Annotated in this window: 18 protein-coding genes; 15 read left to right on the plus strand and 3 right to left on the minus strand. The window is 61.9% G+C overall.

Annotated features, from left to right (window positions below; translation table 11 throughout):
* The first annotated feature begins 3 nt into the window (after positions 1 to 3).
* The 13 genes from fdx to I8746_RS22645 all read left to right on the plus strand — a co-directional run bounded on the left by fdx (position 4) and on the right by I8746_RS22645 (position 11,944).
* Positions 4 to 345, plus strand: a complete 342-nt coding sequence (gene fdx, locus I8746_RS22585; RefSeq protein ID WP_012051250.1) for an ISC system 2Fe-2S type ferredoxin — start codon at positions 4 to 6, stop codon at positions 343 to 345.
* Positions 346 to 355: 10 nt separating this feature from the next.
* A complete protein-coding gene (gene iscX / locus I8746_RS22590; protein ID WP_003248529.1) occupies positions 356 to 556 on the plus strand; it encodes a Fe-S cluster assembly protein IscX in 201 nt (66 codons plus the stop codon).
* Between the two features lie 88 nt (positions 557 to 644).
* Positions 645 to 1,070: a nucleoside-diphosphate kinase gene (gene ndk / locus I8746_RS22595; RefSeq protein WP_003248526.1), complete on the plus strand. Its 426-nt coding sequence runs from the start codon at positions 645 to 647 to the stop codon at positions 1,068 to 1,070.
* A 28-nt stretch (positions 1,071 to 1,098) separates the two neighbouring features.
* Positions 1,099 to 2,244 carry a 23S rRNA (adenine(2503)-C(2))-methyltransferase RlmN gene (rlmN, locus tag I8746_RS22600; RefSeq protein ID WP_010952067.1) on the plus strand — a complete coding sequence of 382 codons (1,146 nt, stop codon included), beginning with the start codon at positions 1,099 to 1,101 and terminating at the stop codon, positions 2,242 to 2,244.
* A gap of 14 nt (positions 2,245 to 2,258) precedes the next feature.
* Entirely contained in the window at positions 2,259 to 3,020 is a 762-nt protein-coding gene (gene pilW, locus I8746_RS22605; RefSeq protein WP_012051251.1) for a type IV pilus biogenesis/stability protein PilW, read from the plus strand.
* Positions 3,017 to 4,033, plus strand: coding sequence for a RodZ domain-containing protein (locus I8746_RS22610; protein WP_161774103.1), 1,017 nt, complete (start codon positions 3,017 to 3,019; stop codon positions 4,031 to 4,033). Before pilW ends, I8746_RS22610 begins: the two co-directional genes overlap by 4 nt.
* A gap of 3 nt (positions 4,034 to 4,036) precedes the next feature.
* Complete coding sequence (gene ispG / locus I8746_RS22615) at positions 4,037 to 5,146, plus strand: flavodoxin-dependent (E)-4-hydroxy-3-methylbut-2-enyl-diphosphate synthase (RefSeq protein WP_003248517.1); 1,110 nt, start codon at positions 4,037 to 4,039, stop codon at positions 5,144 to 5,146.
* Between the two features lie 25 nt (positions 5,147 to 5,171).
* Positions 5,172 to 6,461 carry a histidine--tRNA ligase gene (gene hisS, locus I8746_RS22620; RefSeq protein WP_003248516.1) on the plus strand — a complete coding sequence of 430 codons (1,290 nt, stop codon included), beginning with the start codon at positions 5,172 to 5,174 and terminating at the stop codon, positions 6,459 to 6,461.
* A 39-nt stretch (positions 6,462 to 6,500) separates the two neighbouring features.
* Entirely contained in the window at positions 6,501 to 7,142 is a 642-nt protein-coding gene (locus tag I8746_RS22625) for a tetratricopeptide repeat protein (RefSeq protein ID WP_003248514.1), read from the plus strand.
* Positions 7,143 to 8,285 (plus strand): outer membrane protein assembly factor BamB, encoded by a 1,143-nt coding sequence (gene bamB, locus I8746_RS22630; protein WP_003248513.1) that lies wholly within the window; start codon positions 7,143 to 7,145, stop codon positions 8,283 to 8,285. It abuts the gene before it with no gap.
* A gap of 116 nt (positions 8,286 to 8,401) precedes the next feature.
* A complete protein-coding gene (gene der, locus I8746_RS22635) occupies positions 8,402 to 9,865 on the plus strand; it encodes a ribosome biogenesis GTPase Der (RefSeq protein ID WP_221101073.1) in 1,464 nt (487 codons plus the stop codon).
* Between the two features lie 151 nt (positions 9,866 to 10,016).
* Positions 10,017 to 11,165 carry a pyridoxal phosphate-dependent aminotransferase gene (locus I8746_RS22640; protein WP_221101074.1) on the plus strand — a complete coding sequence of 383 codons (1,149 nt, stop codon included), beginning with the start codon at positions 10,017 to 10,019 and terminating at the stop codon, positions 11,163 to 11,165.
* Positions 11,153 to 11,944: an amidohydrolase gene (locus I8746_RS22645; RefSeq protein ID WP_012051253.1), complete on the plus strand. Its 792-nt coding sequence runs from the start codon at positions 11,153 to 11,155 to the stop codon at positions 11,942 to 11,944. The genes I8746_RS22640 and I8746_RS22645 overlap by 13 nt, the downstream gene beginning before the upstream one ends.
* A gap of 394 nt (positions 11,945 to 12,338) precedes the next feature.
* On the opposite strand, the gene I8746_RS22650 is transcribed toward I8746_RS22645, so the two are convergent.
* Together I8746_RS22650 and I8746_RS22655 are read right to left on the minus strand one after the other, a co-directional pair.
* A complete protein-coding gene (locus I8746_RS22650; RefSeq protein ID WP_221101075.1) occupies positions 12,339 to 14,891 on the minus strand; it encodes a sulfite reductase flavoprotein subunit alpha in 2,553 nt (850 codons plus the stop codon).
* Between the two features lie 253 nt (positions 14,892 to 15,144).
* A complete protein-coding gene (locus tag I8746_RS22655; protein ID WP_012051255.1) occupies positions 15,145 to 17,436 on the minus strand; it encodes a TonB-dependent siderophore receptor in 2,292 nt (763 codons plus the stop codon).
* 221 nt (positions 17,437 to 17,657) lie between these two features.
* Between I8746_RS22655 and I8746_RS22660 the strand changes: the two genes are divergently transcribed.
* Together I8746_RS22660 and I8746_RS22665 are read left to right on the plus strand one after the other, a co-directional pair.
* On the plus strand, positions 17,658 to 18,338 hold the full coding sequence (locus I8746_RS22660; protein ID WP_012051256.1) for a Fe2+-dependent dioxygenase: 681 nt from the start codon (positions 17,658 to 17,660) through the stop codon (positions 18,336 to 18,338).
* Positions 18,339 to 18,341: 3 nt separating this feature from the next.
* Positions 18,342 to 19,091 (plus strand): tetratricopeptide repeat protein, encoded by a 750-nt coding sequence (locus I8746_RS22665; RefSeq protein WP_161774098.1) that lies wholly within the window; start codon positions 18,342 to 18,344, stop codon positions 19,089 to 19,091.
* A gap of 177 nt (positions 19,092 to 19,268) precedes the next feature.
* Here the strand turns inward: I8746_RS22665 and I8746_RS22670 are convergent, their stop codons facing one another.
* Positions 19,269 to 20,432: a type III PLP-dependent enzyme gene (locus I8746_RS22670; protein ID WP_003248498.1), complete on the minus strand. Its 1,164-nt coding sequence runs from the start codon at positions 20,430 to 20,432 to the stop codon at positions 19,269 to 19,271.
* Positions 20,433 to 20,740: the final 308 nt, after the last annotated feature.

The raw sequence follows: 20,740 nt of genomic DNA on the forward strand, positions 1-20,740 counted from the left end.
TCGATGCCGCTGGTGACATTCCTGCCGCATGAGAAGTTCTGCCCCGAGGGGCTGACCGTGGAGGTGGAGCCTGGGACCAACATCCTGGAGTTGGCCCACGACCACCACATCGAGATGGAAAGCGCTTGCGGCGGCGTCAAGGCCTGTACCACTTGCCACTGCATCGTGCGCAAGGGCTTCGATTCGCTCGAAGAGGCTGACGAGCTGGAAGAGGACATGCTGGACAAAGCCTGGGGCCTGGAAGCGCAATCGCGCCTTGGTTGCCAGGTTTTCGTCGCTGACGAAGACCTGACCATCGAGATCCCCAAGTATTCGCTCAACCATGCCGCCGAAGCACCGCACTGAGGGCCTGTACATGAGTCTGAAATGGGTTGATGTACTTGAGATCGCAATCCAGCTTGCAGAAAGCAAGCCTGAGGTCGATCCTCGTTATGTGAATTTCGTGGACCTGCACCGCTGGGTGCTGGCGTTGCCTGAGTTCAGCGACGATCCGTCACGCGGCGGTGAGAAAGTGCTCGAGGCAATCCAGGCCGCCTGGATCGACGAAGCCGACTAAGCGTCACTTGCAGGTTAGGCAATCCCCCGGAACCCGCGTATAATTCGCGGGTTTAATTTTTCGTAACACTCATATTCTGGAGTTTTCCATGGCTGTTCAACGTACTTTCTCCATCATCAAGCCTGACGCTGTTGCCAAAAACGTCATCGGCAAGATCACCACTCGCTTCGAAGAAGCCGGCCTGAAAATCGTTGCCTCGAAAATGAAGCAACTGTCCAAAGCCGAAGCCGAAGGCTTCTACGCTGAGCACAGCGAGCGCGGCTTCTTCGGTGACCTGGTTGCCTTCATGACTTCCGGTCCGGTCGTTGTCCAGGTTCTGGAAGGCGAGAACGCCATTGCCAAGAACCGTGAGCTGATGGGTGCTACCAACCCTAAAGAAGCTGCTGCCGGCACCATCCGCGCTGACTTCGCCGAGTCGATCGACGCCAACGCCGTTCACGGTTCGGACTCCGAAGCTGCTGCTGCTCGCGAAATCGCTTACTTCTTCGCTGCTACCGAGGTAACCACTCGCTAAGCGAAAGCTTACGGGTGAGGGTGAATCCATGACGACATCTACTGGCAAAATCAACCTGTTGGGTCTGACCCAGCCGGAAATGGAACAATTCTTCGACTCTATCGGGGAGAAGCGCTTCCGTGCCGGCCAGGTGATGAAATGGATTCACCATTTTGGCGTGTCCGACTTTGCGGCCATGACCAACGTAGGCAAGGTCTTGCGCGAAAAGCTCGAGGCCGTTGCCGAAATACGCCCACCGGAAGTGGTCAGTGAAGACATTTCCGCCGACGGCACCCGTAAGTGGGTGATCCGCGTTGCCTCCGGCAGCTGCGTCGAGACCGTCTATATTCCAACCGACGACCGCGGCACCCTGTGCGTATCGTCGCAAGCCGGCTGTGCCCTGGACTGCAGCTTCTGCTCCACCGGCAAGCAAGGCTTCAACAGCAACCTCACTGCCGCCGAAGTGATCGGCCAGGTGTGGCTTGCCAACAAATCCTTCGGGACCGTTCCTGCCAAAGTCGACCGCGCGATTACCAACGTGGTGATGATGGGCATGGGCGAGCCCTTGCTGAACTTCGACAATGTCATTGCCGCCATGAAAATCATGATGGATGACCTTGGCTATGGCATTTCCAAGCGCCGTGTCACCTTGTCCACCTCGGGCGTGGTGCCGATGATCGACGAGCTGGCCAAGCACATCGACGTGTCGCTGGCCCTGTCGCTGCATGCGCCGAACGACGAACTGCGCAACAAGCTGGTACCGATCAACAAGAAGTACCCGCTGAAAGTGCTGCTGGAATCGTGCATGGGCTACATGTCCACCCTGGGTGGCAAGCGCGTGCTCACCGTCGAGTACACCCTGCTCAAGGACGTCAACGACCAGCCCGAGCATGCTGCGCAGATGATCGAACTGTTGCGCGATGTACCCTGCAAGATCAACCTGATCCCGTTCAACCCGTTCCCGCATTCGGGCTACGAGCGACCGAGCAACAACGCCATTCGTCGCTTCCAGGATCTGCTGCACCACGGTGGCTTCAACGTCACCACCCGTACCACGCGCGGCGACGACATCGACGCTGCCTGTGGCCAGCTGGTCGGCCAGGTCAATGACCGTACTCGCCGCAGTGAGCGCTACATCGCTGTTCGCCAGCTTTCTGCGGACGTCGAACTGCCAGACAGCGCCGCCAGCCACTGACAGGTACCTTGCCCATGAGCCTGCGCGCCGCGCTGTCGATCCTTGCGCTTTCGCTGCTGGCCGGCTGCGTGTCGGGCGGCGCGAGCGACCCCTTGGCCAGCCGCCAGGGCAGGGTGGAGGCGGGGCGGGCTTATGTGCAGCTTGGCTTGGGTTATTTGCAACAAGGTTTGACCGAACAGGCCAAGGCGCCGCTGGGAAAGGCCCTGGCGCTGAATGACCAGGATGTCGATGCGCACGCCGCCCTGGCAGTAGTGTTTCAAGCCGAAGGCGAGCCGGCGCTGGCCGAAGCACACTTTCGCAAGGCCTTGCTGATAAGCCGCGGTGACACGCGAATTCGCAACAATTACGGCAGTTTCCTTTATGCTCAGGGGCGATTTGCCGAAGCCAAGCAGATGTTTCGCCAGGCCAGTGCCGATACCCTGTATCCTGAGCGCTCACGCGTGTACGAAAATCTGGGCCTGACCGCCCTGAAGCTCGAACGCCGCGATCAGGCGCACGCGTATTTGTTGAAAGCGTTACAACTCAACCCGCGGCAACCAAAAGCGTTGCTGGAAATGGCTGAGTTGTCCTACGAAAACAGGCATTATGTGCCGGCCCGGGACTACTACGATCGTTTCAGCCAGTTGAGCGACCACGACGCCCGTAGCCTGCTGCTGGGCAGCCGCCTTGCCAGGGTGTTCGACGAGCAGGGCGCACTGGCCGAACTGGGCCAGCAATTACAACGACTTTATCCCGGTACGCCGGAATACCAGCAATACCTGTCGGAGCAACGATGAACGCCGCGCACCCCGAAGTAGCAGTAGCGCCTGGCCAGAACCCCGGTGAGCTTTTGCGCCTGGCCCGTGAGAAACGGGACTGGTCTCAAGCCGAGGTGGCCCGCAAGCTCAACCTCACTGTCAGTTCGTTGAACCACGTGGAAACCGGCGCCTTCGACAAGCTGCCCGGGCATACTTTCGCTCGTGGCTACATTCGTGCCTACGCCAAGCTGATGGACCTCGACCAGGCCGCCCTGGTAGACGCCTTCGACCGTTACACCGGTACCCACGCCAAAGGCAGCGACGTGCATTCGCTGGGCCGTATCGAAGAGCCTGTGCGTCTGTCGCACAACATCCTGCGCGGCGTCAGTCTGCTGTTGCTGGTGGCTGTGGTCGGTGGTGGCTTTTTCTGGTGGCAGGACCAGGGCAGCCTGCGGGGCAAGGACCTGGCCAAGATTGCCCTGGAGCATGTCGAGGTCGAAAGCGCCGACGGCACCACACAGATTCACCCGCTCGATGAGCCTGAAGACCAGGCCGTTTCCGCTGGCCAGCAAGTTGAAAGTGCGCCACTGGCGCTGGAGCAGGGCGCTGCCGAGCAGCCTGCTGCCGCTGAACAAGCACCGGTAAGCTCTGAGGCCGCCATTGCCGCAGCGCCTGCTCCAGCACAGCAAGCGCCGGTGCAACCCGCACCTGCTGCTTCGCCTGCACCGGTTACGCCTCCGGTACAAGCCACTGCTGCACCTGCACCGGCACCGGCCGTGGCGGCCACCGAGCCTGCCGCAGTGCCAGCTGGCAGCGCCAAGGTCGCCATCCAGTTCACCGCCGATTGCTGGACCCAGGTCAGCGACGGCAACGGCAAGGTGCTGTTCAGCGCCATCAAGCGCAAGGGGGACAACCTCGAGCTGACCGGCAAGCCGCCATTCGCGGTACGCCTGGGCTTTGCCCGGGGCGCCCAGGTCAGCTACAACGGCCAGGCCGTCGATGTTGCCCCATTCACCAGTGGCGAGACTGCTCGCCTGAAGTTGGGACAGTAAGTCATGCACGGCGAATCTCCGATCAAACGTCGCGAATCCCGCAAAATCTGGGTTGGCAATGTGCCGGTGGGTGGTGATGCGCCCATCGCGGTGCAGAGCATGACCAACACCGACACCAACGATGTCGCTGCCACCGTGGCGCAAATCCAGCGTCTGGTCGACGCCGGCGTGGACATTGTGCGTGTCTCGGTGCCGGACATGGACGCCGCCGAAGCGTTTGGCAAGATCAAGCAACGGGTCAGCGTGCCGCTGGTCGCCGACATCCATTTCGACTACAAGATTGCCCTGCGCGTTGCCGAGCTGGGCGTTGATTGCCTGCGGATCAACCCGGGCAACATCGGCCGTGAAGACCGTGTGCGCGCTGTGGTCGATGCCGCCCGCGACCGCGGCATTCCGATTCGTATCGGGGTCAACGCCGGTTCGCTGGAAAAAGACCTGCAGAAGAAGTATGGCGAACCGACCCCGGCCGCACTGGTCGAGTCGGCCCTGCGCCACGTCGAGCATCTCGATCGCCTGGATTTCCAGGACTTCAAGGTCAGCGTCAAGGCCTCGGACGTGTTCATGGCTGTCGAAGCCTACCGTCTGCTGGCCAAGCAGATCGTGCAACCGCTGCACCTGGGCATCACTGAAGCCGGTGGCCTGCGTTCGGGGACGGTGAAGTCCGCCGTCGGCCTCGGTATGCTGTTGGCCGAGGGTATTGGCGATACCATCCGCATCTCGCTGGCGGCCGACCCGGTCGAAGAAGTGAAAGTCGGCTACGACATCCTCAAGTCGCTGCATCTGCGTTCGCGTGGCATCAACTTCATCGCCTGCCCGAGCTGCTCGCGGCAGAACTTCGATGTGGTCAAGACCATGAACGAGCTGGAAGGGCGCCTGGAAGACCTGCTGGTGCCGCTGGATGTGGCGGTGATCGGTTGCGTGGTCAACGGCCCGGGTGAAGCCAAGGAGGCCCATGTCGGGTTGACCGGCGGCACGCCGAACCTGATCTACATCGACGGCAAGCCTGCGCAGAAACTGACCAATGACAACCTGGTCGATGAGCTGGAAAAGCTCATCCGCCAGAAAGCGGCCGAAAAGGCCGAGGCCGACGCGGCGCTGATCGTCCGTGGCTGACACACCGAATTCGTAAGGACTTTTCGTGAGCAAATCGCTGCAAGCCATCCGTGGCATGAACGACATCCTGCCAGAACAGTCGCCGCTGTGGCGCTACTTCGAAGGCACCGTGGCCGGGCTGCTGGACACCTACGGGTACAGCCAGATCCGCACGCCGATCGTCGAGTTCACCGAGCTGTTCAAACGCTCGATCGGTGAAGTGACCGACATCGTCGAAAAAGAGATGTACACCTTCGAGGACCGCAACGGTGATTCGCTGACCCTGCGCCCTGAAGGCACCGCGGCCTGCGTGCGAGCGGTGCTCGAGCACGGCATCACCGGCAACGGTCAGGTGCAGAAGCTGTGGTACATCGGCCAGATGTTCCGCCACGAGCGCCCACAGAAGGGCCGCTACCGTCAGTTCCACCAGATTGGCGTGGAAGTGTTCAACCTGGACGGCCCGGACATCGATGCCGAGCTGATCATGCTGACCTGGCGCCTGTGGGGCCTGCTGGGCATTCAGGACGCGGTCAAGCTGGAGCTCAACAGCCTGGGCACCAGTGAAGCCCGCGCACGCTACCGTGACGCGTTGGTCGAGTTCCTCTCGGCGCGCCTGGAGCAACTGGACGAAGACAGCCAGCGCCGCCTGAAGAGCAACCCGCTGCGCATCCTCGACAGCAAAGACCAGAACACCCAGGCGGTGTTGGTCGGGGCGCCGAAGCTGGAAGACTACCTGGACGAAGAGTCGCGCGTGCACTTCGAAGGCCTCAAGGCCCGCCTGGACGCAGCCGGTATTCCGTTCGTAATCAACACCAAGCTGGTACGTGGCCTGGACTATTACAGCAAGACCGTGTTCGAGTGGGTAACCGACAAGCTCGGCGCCCAGGGCACGGTGTGCGCGGGTGGCCGTTACGACGGCCTGGTCGAACAGATGGGTGGCAAGCCGACCACTGGCGTTGGTTTCGCCATGGGCATTGAGCGCCTGATCCTGCTGTTGGAAACCTTGGGCAAGGTGCCGGAGTCCATCAGCCGCCAGATCGACGTTTACCTGTGCGCGTTTGGCGAGCAGGCGGAGCTGGCAGGCCTGCGCCTGTCCGAAGGCTTGCGCGACCGCTTGCCGGGCCTGCGCCTGGCTGTCAACGCCGGGGGTGGCAGCTTCAAGAGCCAGTTCAAGAAGGCCGACAAGAGCGGTGCACTGTTCGCCCTGATCCTCGGCGACGACGAGCTGGCCAAGCAAGAGATCGGCTTGAAGCCCCTGCGTGGCCAGGGCGAACAACAGAACATTGCCTGGGATGCTCTTGCAGAGCACCTGGAAACCGCGATCGCGCAGGCGTAACGCGGTTCAACAAGCGAATAGGCGAAAAGGAGTATTGGGGTGTCGAGTACCGATGATGATGACCTGGCAGGGGTCAAGGACTGGTGGAACCGCAACGGCAAGCCGCTGCTGACCGGTGCATTGCTGGCTGGCGTGGTGGTGTTGGGCTGGAATACCTGGCACAAGTACCAGACCAACCAGTCGCAAGGTGCCTCGCAGTTGTATCAGGCGCTGATTGAAACCAGCCTGACACCGACCGGCCAGCCGGACGCCACCAAGGTCGCGGAACTGGCCGGCAAGCTCAAGAGCGAGTTTGGCGGCACCGCTTACGCCCAGTACGGCAGCCTGTTCGTGGCCAAGGTCGCGGTCGACAGCGGCAAGCTCGATGACGCCGCAGCCGAGCTGAAAAGCGTGCTGGACAAACCGGCCGACGTTACCTTGGGCGAGATTTCGCGTCAGCGTCTGGCGCGCGTACTGGCAGCCCAGAACAAGGCCGAGGATGCCCTCAAGCTGCTCGACGGCGACGCCGACAAAGCCTTCCTGGCCAGCCGTGAAGAGTTGAAGGGTGACCTGCTGGTGCAGCTGGGTCGCGCCGACGACGCACACAGCGCTTACGAAAAAGCCAAGGCTGCGCTGTCCGATGACGCGGCGGTCGGTGGCCTGCAATTGAAGCTGGATGACCTGGCTAAAGGGGACGCGTAAGTGATCGGTTGGAAACATGCAGCAGTGCTGACCCTGGCCGTACTGGCCGCAGGTTGCAGCAGCAACAGCAAGAAGGAACTGCCCCCGGCCGAGCTGACCAAGTTCACCGAGGAAGTGGTGCTGAAGAAGCAGTGGAGCCGTTCGATCGGTGACGGCCAAGGTGAAACCTACAACACCCTGGTACCGGCCATCGAGAACGACCGTATCTACGCTTCCGACGTCAACGGCGAAGTCTTCGCCCTCGACCGCATCACGGGTGACGTGGTGTGGAAGAAGGACCTGGAGCTGCAGGTTTCCGGTGCAGTTGGCGTAGGCTATGGCCTGGTCATGCTCGGCACCCTCAAGGGTGAAGTCATTGCTCTGGACTCCAGCACCGGTGAAGAGCGTTGGCGCTCGCGCGTGACCAGTGAAGTGCTGGCCCCGCCTGCCAACAACGGTGACGTGGTGGTGGTGCAGACTCAGGACGACCGCCTGATCGGCCTGGATGCCGCCACTGGCGACCGCCGCTGGATCTACGAAAACTCGCCGGCCGTGCTGACGCTGCGTGGCACCGGTGCGCCGATCGCCACCAACCGCCTGGCGGTTGCCGGCCTGTCCACCGGCAAAGTGGTCGCGGTTGACATCAACAACGGTGTGCCGGTGTGGGAAAGCCGCGTGGCCATCCCGAAGGGCCGTTCCGAGCTGGACCGTGTGGTTGATATCGACGGCGGCTTGCTGCTGTCTGGTGGTACCCTGTACGTCAGCACCTACCAGGGCCGTGTAGCGGGCCTGGACCTGGAAAGCGGCCGCGAGCTGTGGCAGCGCGATGCTTCCAGCTATGTGGGTGTCGCCCAGGGCTTCGGTAACGTCTACGTCAGCGAAGCTTCGGGTACCGTGGAAGGTGTGGATGAGCGCTCTTCCAGTGCCCTGTGGAGCAACGACAGCATGGCTCGCCGCCAGTTGACCGCCCCTGAAGTGTTCAGCAGCTACGTGGCTGTGGGTGACTTTGAAGGTTACCTGCACCTGCTGAGCCAGGTGGATGGCCGCTTCGTCGGCCGTGAGCGTATCGACAGCGATGGCCTGCGCGCCCGCCCACTTGTGGTCGGCGACACCATCTATGTCTTTGGCAACAGCGGCAAGCTCGAGGCACTGACCATCCGCTGAAGCTATGCTTGAAGCCTTGGCGGGCTTCAAGCCGCGGCGTAGGACACGCCGCCCAAACTCCGGCCGCTGCCTTGCAGCGGCCTTTGCATTTTCAAGAATTCGAGAGTGGAGAGCCGATGGTTCCCGTAATTGCCCTGGTGGGCCGCCCGAACGTCGGCAAATCCACCATGTTCAACCGCCTGACCAAGACCCGCGATGCCATCGTCGGTGACCTGTCGGGCCTGACCCGTGACCGCCAGTATGGTGATGCCAGCTGGCAGGGTCGTTCCTTCATCCTGATTGACACCGGTGGTATCACCGGTGACGAAGTGGGCATGGACGAAAAAATGGCCGAGCAGTCGCTCATGGCCATCGAAGAAGCCGACTACGTGCTGTTCCTGGTTGATGCCCGAGCGGGCATGACCGCAGCAGACCAGATGATCGCCGAGCACCTGCGCAAGCGGAACAAGGCCGCGATCCTGGTTGCCAACAAGATCGACAACATCGACCCCGACGTTGCCCGCGCCGAATTCTCGCCAATGGGCATGGGCAACGCCATTCCGGTGGCAGGCTCCCAGGGCCGGGGTATCAGCGCCTTGATGGAGGCCGTGCTCGGTCACCTGCCGCGTGATGCCGAAGACGAAGCCCTCGAACAGGACGTTGCTGAAGGTGAGGAAGCCGTGCGCATTCCTGGCCCAAGCGAGAAGGATGGCATCAAGATCGCCATCATCGGCCGCCCGAACGTTGGCAAGTCGACGCTGGTCAACCGCATGCTCGGCGAAGAGCGTGTGGTGGTCTACGACGAGCCGGGTACTACCCGTGACAGTATCTACATCCCGTTCGAGCGTGATGGTGACAAGTACACCTTCATCGACACCGCCGGTGTGCGCAAGCGTGGCAAGATCCACGAGGAAGTCGAGAAGTTCTCGGTGGTGAAGACGCTGCAGGCAATCAAGGACGCCAACGTCGTCATCTTCGTCATGGATGCCCGCGAAGGTGTGGTCGACCATGACCTGAACCTGCTGGGCTTTGCCCTTGAAGCCGGTCGCGCCATCGTCATTGCCCTGAACAAGTGGGATGGCATGGAGCCGGCTGAGCGCGCCTACGTGAAGACCGAGCTGGAGCGTCGGCTGTTCTTCGTCGATTTTGCCGACATCCACTTCATTTCTGCGCTGCATGGCACGGGCGTGGGCAACTTGTACAAGTCGGTGCAGGCTGCGTTCCAGTCCGCGGTCACCCGCTGGCCGACCAGCCGCCTGACGCAGATCCTCGAAGATGCCGTGAGCGAGCACCAGCCGCCGATGGTCAATGGTCGCCGCATCAAGCTGCGCTATGCCCACCTCGGCGGTGCCAACCCGCCGCTCATCGTGATCCACGGCAACCAGACCGACAGCATTCCCAAGTCGTACTCGCGTTACCTGGAAAACACCTATCGCCGGGTGCTCAAACTGGTCGGTACGCCGATTCGTATTGAGTACAAGGGCGGCGAGAACCCGTACGAGGGTAAGAAGAACACCCTTACCGATCGCCAGGTCAACAAGAAACGCCGCCTGATGTCGCACCACAAGAAGGCCGAGAAGAAGCGTCGCGACAAACGCTAAGTGGTGCCATGTGGGGGCGAGCAAGGCTGCCCCCACAGACGCCCTTTGATCCAGAGCAATCCCCCTATTGTTTCAACCTTTTTCCTGACCGCTCGATCCGCTATGCTCGGACTCCACCCCGTGCCGGATATACCCCAGGAAAGAGGGCTCCATGATCCGCAGCAAACTGCCGAATGTCGGCACGACCATCTTCACCACCATGTCCCAGCTCGCCGTGCAGACTGGCGCGCTCAACCTGTCCCAGGGCTTTCCTGACTTCAATGGCCCGCAGGCCCTGCTCGATGCAGTGGGCCGGCACGTGGCTGCCGGGCATAACCAGTATTCGCCGATGACCGGCCTGCCGGCTTTGCGCCAGCAGGTAGCGGCCAAGGTCGAGCGGCTGTATGGGGCCAGGGTGGATGCCGATCAGGAAGTGACTATCACCCCCGGCGCCACCGAGGCTATTTTCTGTGCCATCCAGGCGGTGGTGCATGCCGGTGACGAAGTGATCGTCTTTAACCCCTGCTACGACAGTTACGAGCCGTCCGTGGAGCTGGCCGGTGGTCGCTGTGTACATGTGCAGTTGAGCGACGGCGATTTCCGTATCGACTGGCAGAAATTCAGCGATGCTTTGAGCCCGCGCACGCGCATGGTCATCCTCAACTCGCCACACAACCCCAGCGGCGCGTTGATCACCCGCGAAGACCTCGACCAGTTGGCCGCACTTATTGCCGACCGCGATATCTACCTGGTCAGCGATGAAGTGTACGAGCACCTGGTCTACGACGGTGTACGCCACGCCAGTGTGCTGGCCCATGAGCAGTTGTACTCGCGTGCCTTCGTGGTTAGTTCCTTCGGCAAGACGTACCACGTTACCGGCTGGAAGACCGGTTACGTGATCGCGCCGCCTGCCCTGAGCGCCGAGCTGCGCAAAGTGCACCAGTACGTCAATTTCTGTGGCGTGACGCCGCTGCAGTGTGCCTTGGCCGACTTCATGGCCGGGCACCCCGAGCATATTGATGAGTTGCCAGCCTTTTACCAGGCTAAGCGCGATCTGTTTTGCGGTTTGCTGGACGGCTCGCGTTTTAACTTTACCCGCACGACGGGCACTTATTTCCAGTTGGTGGACTATTCGCAAATCCGTCCGGACCTGAACGATGTCGACATGTCGCTGTGGCTTACCCGCGAACATGGCGTGGCAACCATTCCGGTATCGGTGTTCTACCAGCAACCCATCCCCGAGCAACGCCTGGTGCGCCTGTGCTTTGCCAAACGAGAGGAGACGCTGCGTCAGGCAGCGGAAAGACTATGCGCGATCTGAGTACACTGCCGAACCTGAAAGTCGCCCTGGTGCAAACCACCTTGGCCTGGCACGACCGCGAGGCCAACTACGCGCACTTCGAGGTGCTGCTGGAGCAGGTGGGCGAGGTTGACCTGGTGATCCTGCCGGAAATGTTTACCACCGGTTTTTCGATGCAATCGGAAAGCCTGTGCGAGCCGGAGAACGGTCCGACCTACAAATGGCTGAAGGCACAGGCCAAGAAGCACAACGCGGTGATTACCGGCAGTGTGATCATCCAGGCCGCCGATGGCAGCCACCGCAACCGCCTGTTGTGGGCGCGGCCGGACGGCGAGATTCTGCACTACGACAAGCGCCACCTGTTCCGCATGGCCGGTGAGCACAAACATTACACCCCAGGCGAGCGGCAGGTGCAGTTCGAGCTCAAGGGCTGGCGGATTCGCCCGCTGATCTGCTACGACCTGCGCTTCCCTGTGTGGAGCCGTGACGCCCAGGACACTGACCTGCTGCTGTACACCGCCAACTGGCCGGCCGCGCGTCGCCAGCACTGGAACCGCCTGCTGCCGGCGCGGGGCATCGAAAACCTGTGCTATGTGGCGGCGGTGAACCGGGTGGGCACGGACGGTAAAGGCTTTGCTTACTCTGGTGACAGCCAGGTGCTGGATTTCCAGGGCGAGAGCCTGCTCAGTGCCGGGGAGGCGGACGGGGTGTTCACTGCAGTACTGAGCGCGGCGGAACTGGCGGCGTACCGGGCCAAGTTCCCGGCCAACCTGGATGCCGATACCTTCGAGTTGCACTGACAGCAGGGCCGGCTTCTTCGCGGGCTTGCCCGCGAAAGGGCCGGGCCTGCTGGCCAATTTCCACCTGTCGTTCACCATTGCCGCCGCCACCGTATTCGCGGGTAAACCCGCGCCTACACACGCATCGGTGGTTGGTCACAGGCCGTTGTGTAGGAGCGGGTTCACCCGCGAAAGGGCCGGCCCTGCTGGCCAATTTTCATGCGACGTTCACCATTGCCGCCGCTACCGTATTCGCGGGTAAACCCGCGCCTACACACGCATAGGCGGTTGGTCACAGGTCGTCGTAGGAGCGGGTTCACCCGCGAAAGGGCCGGGCCTGCTGGCCAATTTCCATCCGACGTTCACCGTTGCCGCCGCCACCGTATTCGCGGGTAAACCCGCTCCTACACACCGATCAATACACATCCCGCCGATACCGCCCATCCTCGATCAACTGCTGTACAGCAGCTTCACCCAGCATGCCTTTGAGCGCCGCATCCACCCCCGCCGCCATGCCCTGCAGGCTGCCGCAGACGTACACGCAAGCCCCGTCGGCCACCCAGCGCTTGAAGTCCTCGGCCTGCTCCAGCATCACGTCCTGCACATACACCTTCTCGGCCTGATCGCGCGAGAACGCCAGGTCCAGTCGTGCCAGGTCGCCGTTGTCCAGCCAAGCGTGCAGCTCATCGCCACACAGCAAGTCATGCGCCCGATTACGCTCGCCGAACAACAGCCAGTTGCGCTGCTCACCGGCATTGACCCGCGCGCGCAACAGGCTGCGAAGACCCGCCAGGCCAGTGCCGTTGCCGATCAGGATCATCGGCGCAGCGGCCTCAGGCAGATGGAAGCCACTGTTACGCCGCAGGCGCAGGCTCAGGGTGCCATTCATTGGCAGGTATTCGGTCAGCCAGCCAGAGCCCAAGCCAAGGCTGCCGTCGGGGTGGCGTTCCTGGCGCACGATCAGCTCCAGCACACCATCGCTGGCGATCGAAGCAATGGAGTACTCGCGGCAACCGATTGGCACCAGTGCATCGACCAGCGCTTGTGGCTGCAAGCCGATCAGGTGGTCGCGGCGCGTCGGCAGTTGGCGGCCAGCGAGTGCCTGGGCAAGGGTTTCACTCAGGCCATTCACCTGCACCTGGCTGCCGGCGTCCAGTGCCATGCCCTTGAGGAACGCGTCGATCCGTGGCTGCCCATTCAGCGGCAGTATCTCTACCAGATCGCCGGATTCCCAGCTCGCAGGTTCTGCAGCCTGCAGGCCAAGCAGGTACACCGGTTGGCCTTGGCTGCCGGGGTTGAGCAGTTTGCGGCGCACCAGCGACCAGTTGGCAAAGGTTGGCGGCTGCCAGGCGGCCACCGGCTGGACGCCCGTCAGTTGCGCCAGTTCCTGCTGCCATTGCTGCAGGGCGGCCTTGTCGGCGTTGTCCACTTCCACCGGGCTGAATGCACTGCTGGCACCGCGCTCCCCCAGCCACGCCTGGAGACGACGAGCGAAACCGCAGAAGTGCGGGTACTGACGATCACCGAGGGCGAGCAGGGCATAGTTGAGGTTGTTCAGTGCCCAAGGCTGGCCGAGCACCTTGCGCTCGAAGGCGCGAGCGCTGTCGGGCGCTTCGCCGTCGCCGAATGTACTCACCACGAAGAGCGCGCGATGGGCCTGGCGCAGGTCGTTTTCACCCAGCTCGGCAAGGGCGCGCACCTGAACGGGCTGGCCAGCTGCCTGCAGCTGCTCGGCACTCTGCCAGGCCAACTGTTCGGCAAAGCCACTCTGGCTGGCGAAGCCGATCAGCCAGCCGTCGCCAGTGCCGCTGTTGGCGACGTTGCCACGGGCTGCGCGCACCTGACGTTTCTTGCGGCGGCGGTCGAGGTACAGCAGCCAGCCGGTGACGAAGAACAACGGCATGGTGAGGCTGGCGATGGTGACGATGATGCGCCCGGGCAAGCCGAAGTATTCGCCGACGTGCAAGGCGTAAACACTCTGCAGCAGTTGCGCCTTGAAGGACTTGTCGGTGTAGCGGTCGTGCTTTTTAACCTGGCCGGTGGCCGGGTCCAGGACCAGGGTATTGAAGGCACGTGGGTGCGCGGCGTTGTCGAGCAGGTAGAACAGGTTGGCCGGCTGACCGCCAGCAGGCGGCAGGCGCAGGTTGTAGGTGGACAGGCCTGGGCCTGCGGCGTCCTTGAGGTTGGCCCAGATGGCGTCGTAGTCCACCACCAGCGGTGGCGCATTCTTGTCGACTTTTTGCGGCCCGTGCCGGCCACGGCCTTCACCACGTTTTTGCTGCTGGCCCGCGGCCGGCGCGTCGGCCAGCAGCTTGTTCAGGCCTTCACGGTACCATTCATAGGACCAGAACAGCCCGGTCAGGGCGAACAGAAGATAGAACAGCAGGCACCAGGTGCCGGCAACGGCGTGCAGGTCCCAGTTGAAGGCGCGGCCTTTCTTGGCCCAGTCGAAGGTCAGCCAGGTGCGCCAGTCCAGCGCTTTACGCGGCCAGCGCAGGTAAAGGCCGGACAGGCAGAAGAACACCAGCATCAGGGTGCAGGCCCCGGTGATTTGCCGGCCAGTATCGCCCATGGCGAGGAAACGGTGCAGCTTGAGCATGAGGTTGAAGAAGCCTTGCCCGGCCGCTTCGCCCTTGAGTTCGCCGGTGTACGGGTCGGCATAGCGCAGCTCGCCACGGCGTTCGCCCGGTGCGGGCATGAAGAAGATCCGTGCAGCGTTGCCTTCGCGCACGTCGACCCACAGCATCGAGACTTTGTCGTGTTGCTGGGCTTCGACCCGCTTAACCAGCTCGGCCGGCGGTAGCACGCCTTCGGCGCGTACTTCTACCTTGAGTACATCGGCATTGAATGCGCGCAGCAGTTCTTCCTGGAACGAGTACAGCGCCCCGGTAATGCCCATCAAGGCCAGCACCAGGCCAGCGGTGATGCCAAAGAACCAGTGCAATTGGAACAGCGTCTTCTTCACCACGTTTCTCACCTTGAGTTGCTGCCGCGACCAGCGCGGCGTGCATTATGCCTTGATACGCAAAAGCCCCGCTCAATGACCGGGGCGGGGGTGGGCTTCTTTTGGTGGAAGCTTGTACCGGCCTCTTCGCGGGCTTGCCCGCTCCCACAGGTACACCACAGGGTTTGAAGGTTGTGGTGGACTTGTGGGAGCGGGCAAGCCCGCGAAGAGGCCGCCACAGGAGCAGCCCTTCTAGCGGATCAACCCAATCCCGACATCAGAAGTGGACGCTGGTGGTCAGCAGTGCCGTCCGCCCAGCCGCCTGGTTGGCGAAGTGGGTGGAGAAGGCCTTGTCGTAGTACACCTCGTTGGTCAGGTTCTGCACGTTCAGTTGCAGGTCGACGTTCTTGGTCAGCTTGTAGGCGGCCATGGCGTCGTAGCGTACGTAGCTGTCGACCATGGTGGTGTTGGCCACGCTGCCGTACACGTCATCCACGTAGAACGCACCACCGCCAACGGTCAGCTTTGGTGTGATCGAGTAGGTGGTCCACAGGCTGGCGCTGTTGTTTGGCGTGTTCGGCAGCTGGTTGCCGTCGTTGGCCTTGCCCACCGGGCCGCCGTCGATCTGGCGAGCCTGCATGTAGGTGTAGCCGGCGAACACCTGCCACTTGTCGGTCAGCTTGCCGCTGGCCGACAGTTCGATACCTTGAACCCGGGTCTCGCCAATGTTCTCGTAGGTATTGGTGTTGACCTGGACCCGGGCGTTTTCCTTCTCGGTGCGGAACAGCGCGGCAGCCAGCGACAGACGCTGGTCAAGCAGGTCCCACTTGGTACCGATCTCGTAGTTGGTGGTTTCTTCCGGCTCCATGTCGCTGCCCAGCAGGTTGCCGTTACGGTCTGGCGTGCCGCCCAGCGGGTTGCCTTCGGTACCTTCGCCAAGCATGGCGCCAGGTGGTGTGGCGGAGGTGGCATAGGACACGTAGATGCTGCCGTTTTCGGCCGGCTTCCACACCAGGCCCAGCTGGCCGGTGACGAACTCGCTGACATCTTTGCCTTTGGCGGTGGTGGTGCCAGCGGCGTTGTAGGTCTTGTAGTCGGTGTCAAAGTGGTCGTAGCGCAGGCCCATGTTGACCAGCCACTCCGGGGTAAGCTCCAGGGTGTCGAACACGTAGATTGCACGGGTCTTGCTGTTGGTGGTGGTGCCGGCATAGTTGCGCGAGATGGCGCCGTTCCACGGATCATCCGGGTTCGGGTTGCTCAGCGAAGTGCAGTTATAGCCACTGGTGGCGCCGATCATGCCTGGGGTGCAGTTGCTGTTGGCAGACCCGCCTGGCACGGTGTCGGTGTCGACGGTGTAGCTTGAGCGCTCGCTTTCTTCACGGCTCAGTTCGATACCGGTCGAGAAGCTGTTTTTCATGCCGCCAACGTAGAACTCGCCGAACAGATCGGTCTGGTTGGTGGTAGTGGCGGTGTTGCCGACACGGGTGTTGGCGCGGCGCCAGACACTGCCGTTGTTGACGTTGCCCTTGCTGTCGTCGGGCTGGGTCAGGATGTAGTCCTGCATGCTGTTGCCGTGACGCAGGGTGTTCTTGATGGTCAGCGAGTCGGTCAGGTCGTGCTCGACGGCGAAGGTTGCGATATCCACTCGGGTCTTGCGGAAGTCGCGGCCGGTCAGGCCATAGAAGTTATCACTGTCGCCGCCATCATTCGGCTTGCTCGGGTGTGCCGAGGTGCGCCCGGCGCTGCCGTTGGTCGGGATGGTGTAAGGGATACCCGAATCCGGCAGGTCGTCACTTTCCAGGTGGTAGTAGTCAAGGTTGACGCGGGTCGGCGTGCCCAGGCCAAAGGCCAGCGACGGGGCGATACCCCAGCGGTCGTAGTTGACCTTGTCGCGGCCGGCGACGTTGCTTTCGTGGGTCATCAGGTTCAGGCGACCGGCAACGGTATCGCTGAACTGGTAGTTGCCATCGAAGGTGTAGCGCTGGGTCTGGTCGCTGCCCCAGGTCCAGGCGCCGTCCAGCGAGTTGCCCAGATGCGCGCGCTTGCTTACCAGGTTGATGGTACCGCCGGCCGCGCCGCGGCCACCGATGGCCGAGTTCGGCCCCTTGGCCACTTCAACAGATTCGATGGCGAAGATTTCGCGGGTTTGGGCGCCAGTGTCACGTACGCCGTCCAGGTAGGTATCGCCCTGGGCGTCGAAGCCACGAATGAACGGGCGGTCGCCTTGCGGGTTGCCACCTTCGCCGGCACCGAAGGTAATGCCGGGTACGGTGCGCAGGGCATCCTGCAGGGTCAGGGCGTTGGTGTCCTTGATCACTTGCTGCGGGATCACGGTTATCGAGCGCGGGGTGTCTACCAGCGGCGCGGTGTACTTCTGCGAGGCGGCCTTGTCCACCTTGTAATCGGTGCTGGCTTGTTCAGCCTTGCCGTTGACGCTGGTGGCATCGAGGGTGATGGCGCTGCTGGCGGCCGGATCGGCGGCATAGGCCGACGAGGCACTCAGGGCGACACCGATGGCAGACACGATCAGGCGTGGCGAACTCACAGCAGATGGTACGTACTGGCGCATTGCAAAGAACCTTCCCCAAGGTATTGAGGCGGTGGATCTTAATGTAAGCAATTTTGACTAACAATTGAGACTCGTTACCATTCGTGAAGAATTTACAATCTTTACAATTTGTCTTTACGGTTTCATGCCGCTGAAACGTCTTAAGTGGCGAATGGGGCTTGTGTAGCGCAAAAGGGAATCAATATCATTGCGCCTTTACATTTCCTAACGGTGCCGTTGCCATGCTGCTTCACATCCCAGGCCTGTTCGACGCTGATGAACTGGCCCGTATCTGCGAGGCGCTGGAGCGGGCCGACTGGGCCGATGGCAAGGTTACGGCGGGTTATCAGTCGGCCAAGGCCAAGCACAACCTGCAGTTGCCGGAAGGCCATGCGCTGGCCAAGGAAATCGGCAGTGCGCTGATCGACCGCCTGTGGAAAACCCCACGCTTCATGTCGGCAGCCTTGCCGCACAAGGTGTTCCCACCGCTGATCAACTGCTACCGCGAAGGCGGCAACTTCGGTTTCCACATCGACAACGCCCTGCGCCAGCCCAAAGGCAGCCCGGAGCGGGTGCGTACCGACCTGTCTTCCACGCTGTTCCTCAGTGACCCGGAAAGCTACGACGGCGGTGAGCTGGTGATCCAGGACACCTATGGCGTGCAGCAGGTCAAGCTGGCCGCCGGTGACATGGTGCTGTACCCCGGCACAAGCCTGCACAAGGTCAACCCAGTGACCCGTGGCCAACGCTATGCCGCATTCTTCTGGACCCAGAGCCTGGTGCGCGATGACAGCCAGCGGACGCTGCTGTTCGAGATGGACAACGCCATCCAGCAACTGACCGCCGATGTGCCGGACCATCCTTCGCTGTTGCAGCTGACGGGCACCTACCATAACTTGCTGCGCCGCTGGGCTGAGGTCTGAGCCGTGTCCTACCTGCTGCGACGTGAGGAAGTAGTGGATGTGGCCGGCTTGCAGGCCATGCTCGAGGAAACCCCTGGCAAGGCCGCCCAGGCGATTCTGGCGGCAGCGGGGCAGGGCGCGGTCGAGGCGCAGTTGCTGCTGGGGCAGATCCTGCTGGATGGGCGTGGCATCCAGCAGGATGCCACGGTTGCCCGGCGTTGGTTCGGTATCGCTGCACAGGGTGGCAGTGCCATGGCGCACAACATGCTCGGGCGTTGCCTGGAGCATGGCTGGGGCGGCGAGGTGAGTTTGGTGCAGGCGGCCGTTCACTACGCCCGTGCGGCCGATTCGGGTTTGGACTGGGGCCTGTATAACCTGGGCAACCTTCTGGCGACCGGGCGTGGGGTGCCGGCCAATCAGGCGCAGGCACTGATGTGCTACGAGAAGGCTGCGCAGCTGGGGCATGCCAAATCGATGAACCTGTATGGGCGTTACCTGGAGCAGGGCATTGCCACGGCGCCCAGCCCGGCGCGGGCGGTGCGCTGGTATCGGCGTTCGGCCGAGGCGGGGGATTTTCGTGGGATGTTCAGCCTGGCGCTGGTGCTGGTCGAACGTGGCCAGGTGGCGGAGGCCGCGCCTTGGCTGGAGCGGGCGCGGATCGAGGGCAACATGAACTTCCTGCGTGCGGCGCTGGTGACCTTGCAGGAGGCGGGGCCGGTGCTCATGGCCTTTGCCGGGCGCTATGCCGAGGAGATCGAACGGCGTGGTGGTTGACTGTGCTGGCCAATTTCCACTGGTCGTTCACCGTTGCCGCCGCCGCCGTATTCGCGGGTAAACCCGCGCCTACACACGTATCGGTGGTTGGGCGCAGGCCGTTGTACGGTTTATCCACAAAGAGGCCAGCACCGACAGCACGCACATGAAAACGGGGCCTTTCAGCCCCGTTGTGCATTACAGGTAGTAAGCCTTCAGCGGCGGGAATCCGTTGAATTCCACTGCGCTGTAGCTGGTGGTGTAGGCGCCGGTCGACAGCCAGTACAGGCGGTCACCGATGGCCAGGTTCAGCGGCAGCCCGTACTTGTAGTTCTCGTACATGATGTCGGCGCTGTCGCAGGTCGGGCCGGCGATGACCACTTCCTCGGCTTCGCCTTTCTTCTCGGTCCAGATCGGGAACTTGATGGCTTCGTCCATGGTTTCGATCAGGCCGGAGAACTTGCCCACGTCGGTGTAGATCCAGCGCTCGACGGCGGTACGCGACTTACGTGCGACCAGCACCACTTCGCTGACCAGGATGCCAGCGTTGGCGATCAGCGAACGGCCGGGCTCGAGGATGATCTCCGGCAGTTCGTCACCGAAGTCTTCCTTGAGGAAGCGGATGATTTCTTCGGCGTAGGTTTCCAGGCTGTTGGTACGGGTGATGTAGTTGGCCGGGAAGCCACCACCCATGTTGATCAGCTTCAGTTCGATGCCGTCTTCTTCTTTCAGGCGTTCGAAGATTACCTTGACCTTGGCGATGGCGGCGTCCCACACGCTGATGTCGCGTTGCTGCGAGCCCACGTGGAAGGAGATGCCATAAGGCACCAGACCCAGGTCGCGGGCGAGGATCAGCAGGTCCATGGCCATGTCGGTCTGGCAGCCGAACTTGCGGGACAGCGGCCAGTCGGCAGTGGTGGAGCCTTCAGTCAGAATACGCACATACACTTTCGAGCCCGGTGCGGCCTTGGCGATGTTGCGCAGGTCGGCTTCCGAGTCGGTGGCGTACAGGCGCACGCCCTTCTCGTAGAAGTAGCGGATGTCCTTGGACTTCTTGATGGTGTTGCCGTAGCTGATACGGTCGGCGCTGACACCGCGGCCCATCACTTTGTCCAGCTCGTAGATCGAGGCGATGTCGAAGCTCGAACCTTTCTCTTTGAGCAGGTCGATGATTTCCACGGCCGGGTTGGCCTTGACCGCGTAGTAGACCTTGGCAAATTCGAAACCGGCGCGCAGGTCGTCGTACGCCTGGCTGATCATCTGGGTGTCGATGAGTACGAACGGGGTTTCCTGCTTGTCAGCGAACGCCTTCATTTTCTGGAAGGTTTCACGCGCGAAATAGTCTTCGACCTGGATCGACATGCTCAGGGACTCCATGGGCAAACTGAAAGATTAAGTGGCTGCAAACTGAACGTCCTCCGTATCCCCACTTTGGTTCGCCTACTCAGTACTTGAGCCGGATGGATCGTTTCCAGCATGGACGTTCGGCGCGCACTTTAGGGCGTGAAGAATGCAGAATCAACAGGCAATCCGGGCGTGATCGACGTGGATCGACGACCAGCCATTTGAATAACCGACTCGTGTGACCGGCTGATGTTCCCTGCGATCTTTCAAGCGTAAAAAATTGTGGAATGGAGCGTGTTGGGCCCTTCGCGGGCAAGCCCGCTCCT

The organism is Pseudomonas sp. USTB-Z, assembly GCF_019691255.1.
Classification (GTDB): domain Bacteria; phylum Pseudomonadota; class Gammaproteobacteria; order Pseudomonadales; family Pseudomonadaceae; genus Aquipseudomonas; species Aquipseudomonas alloputida.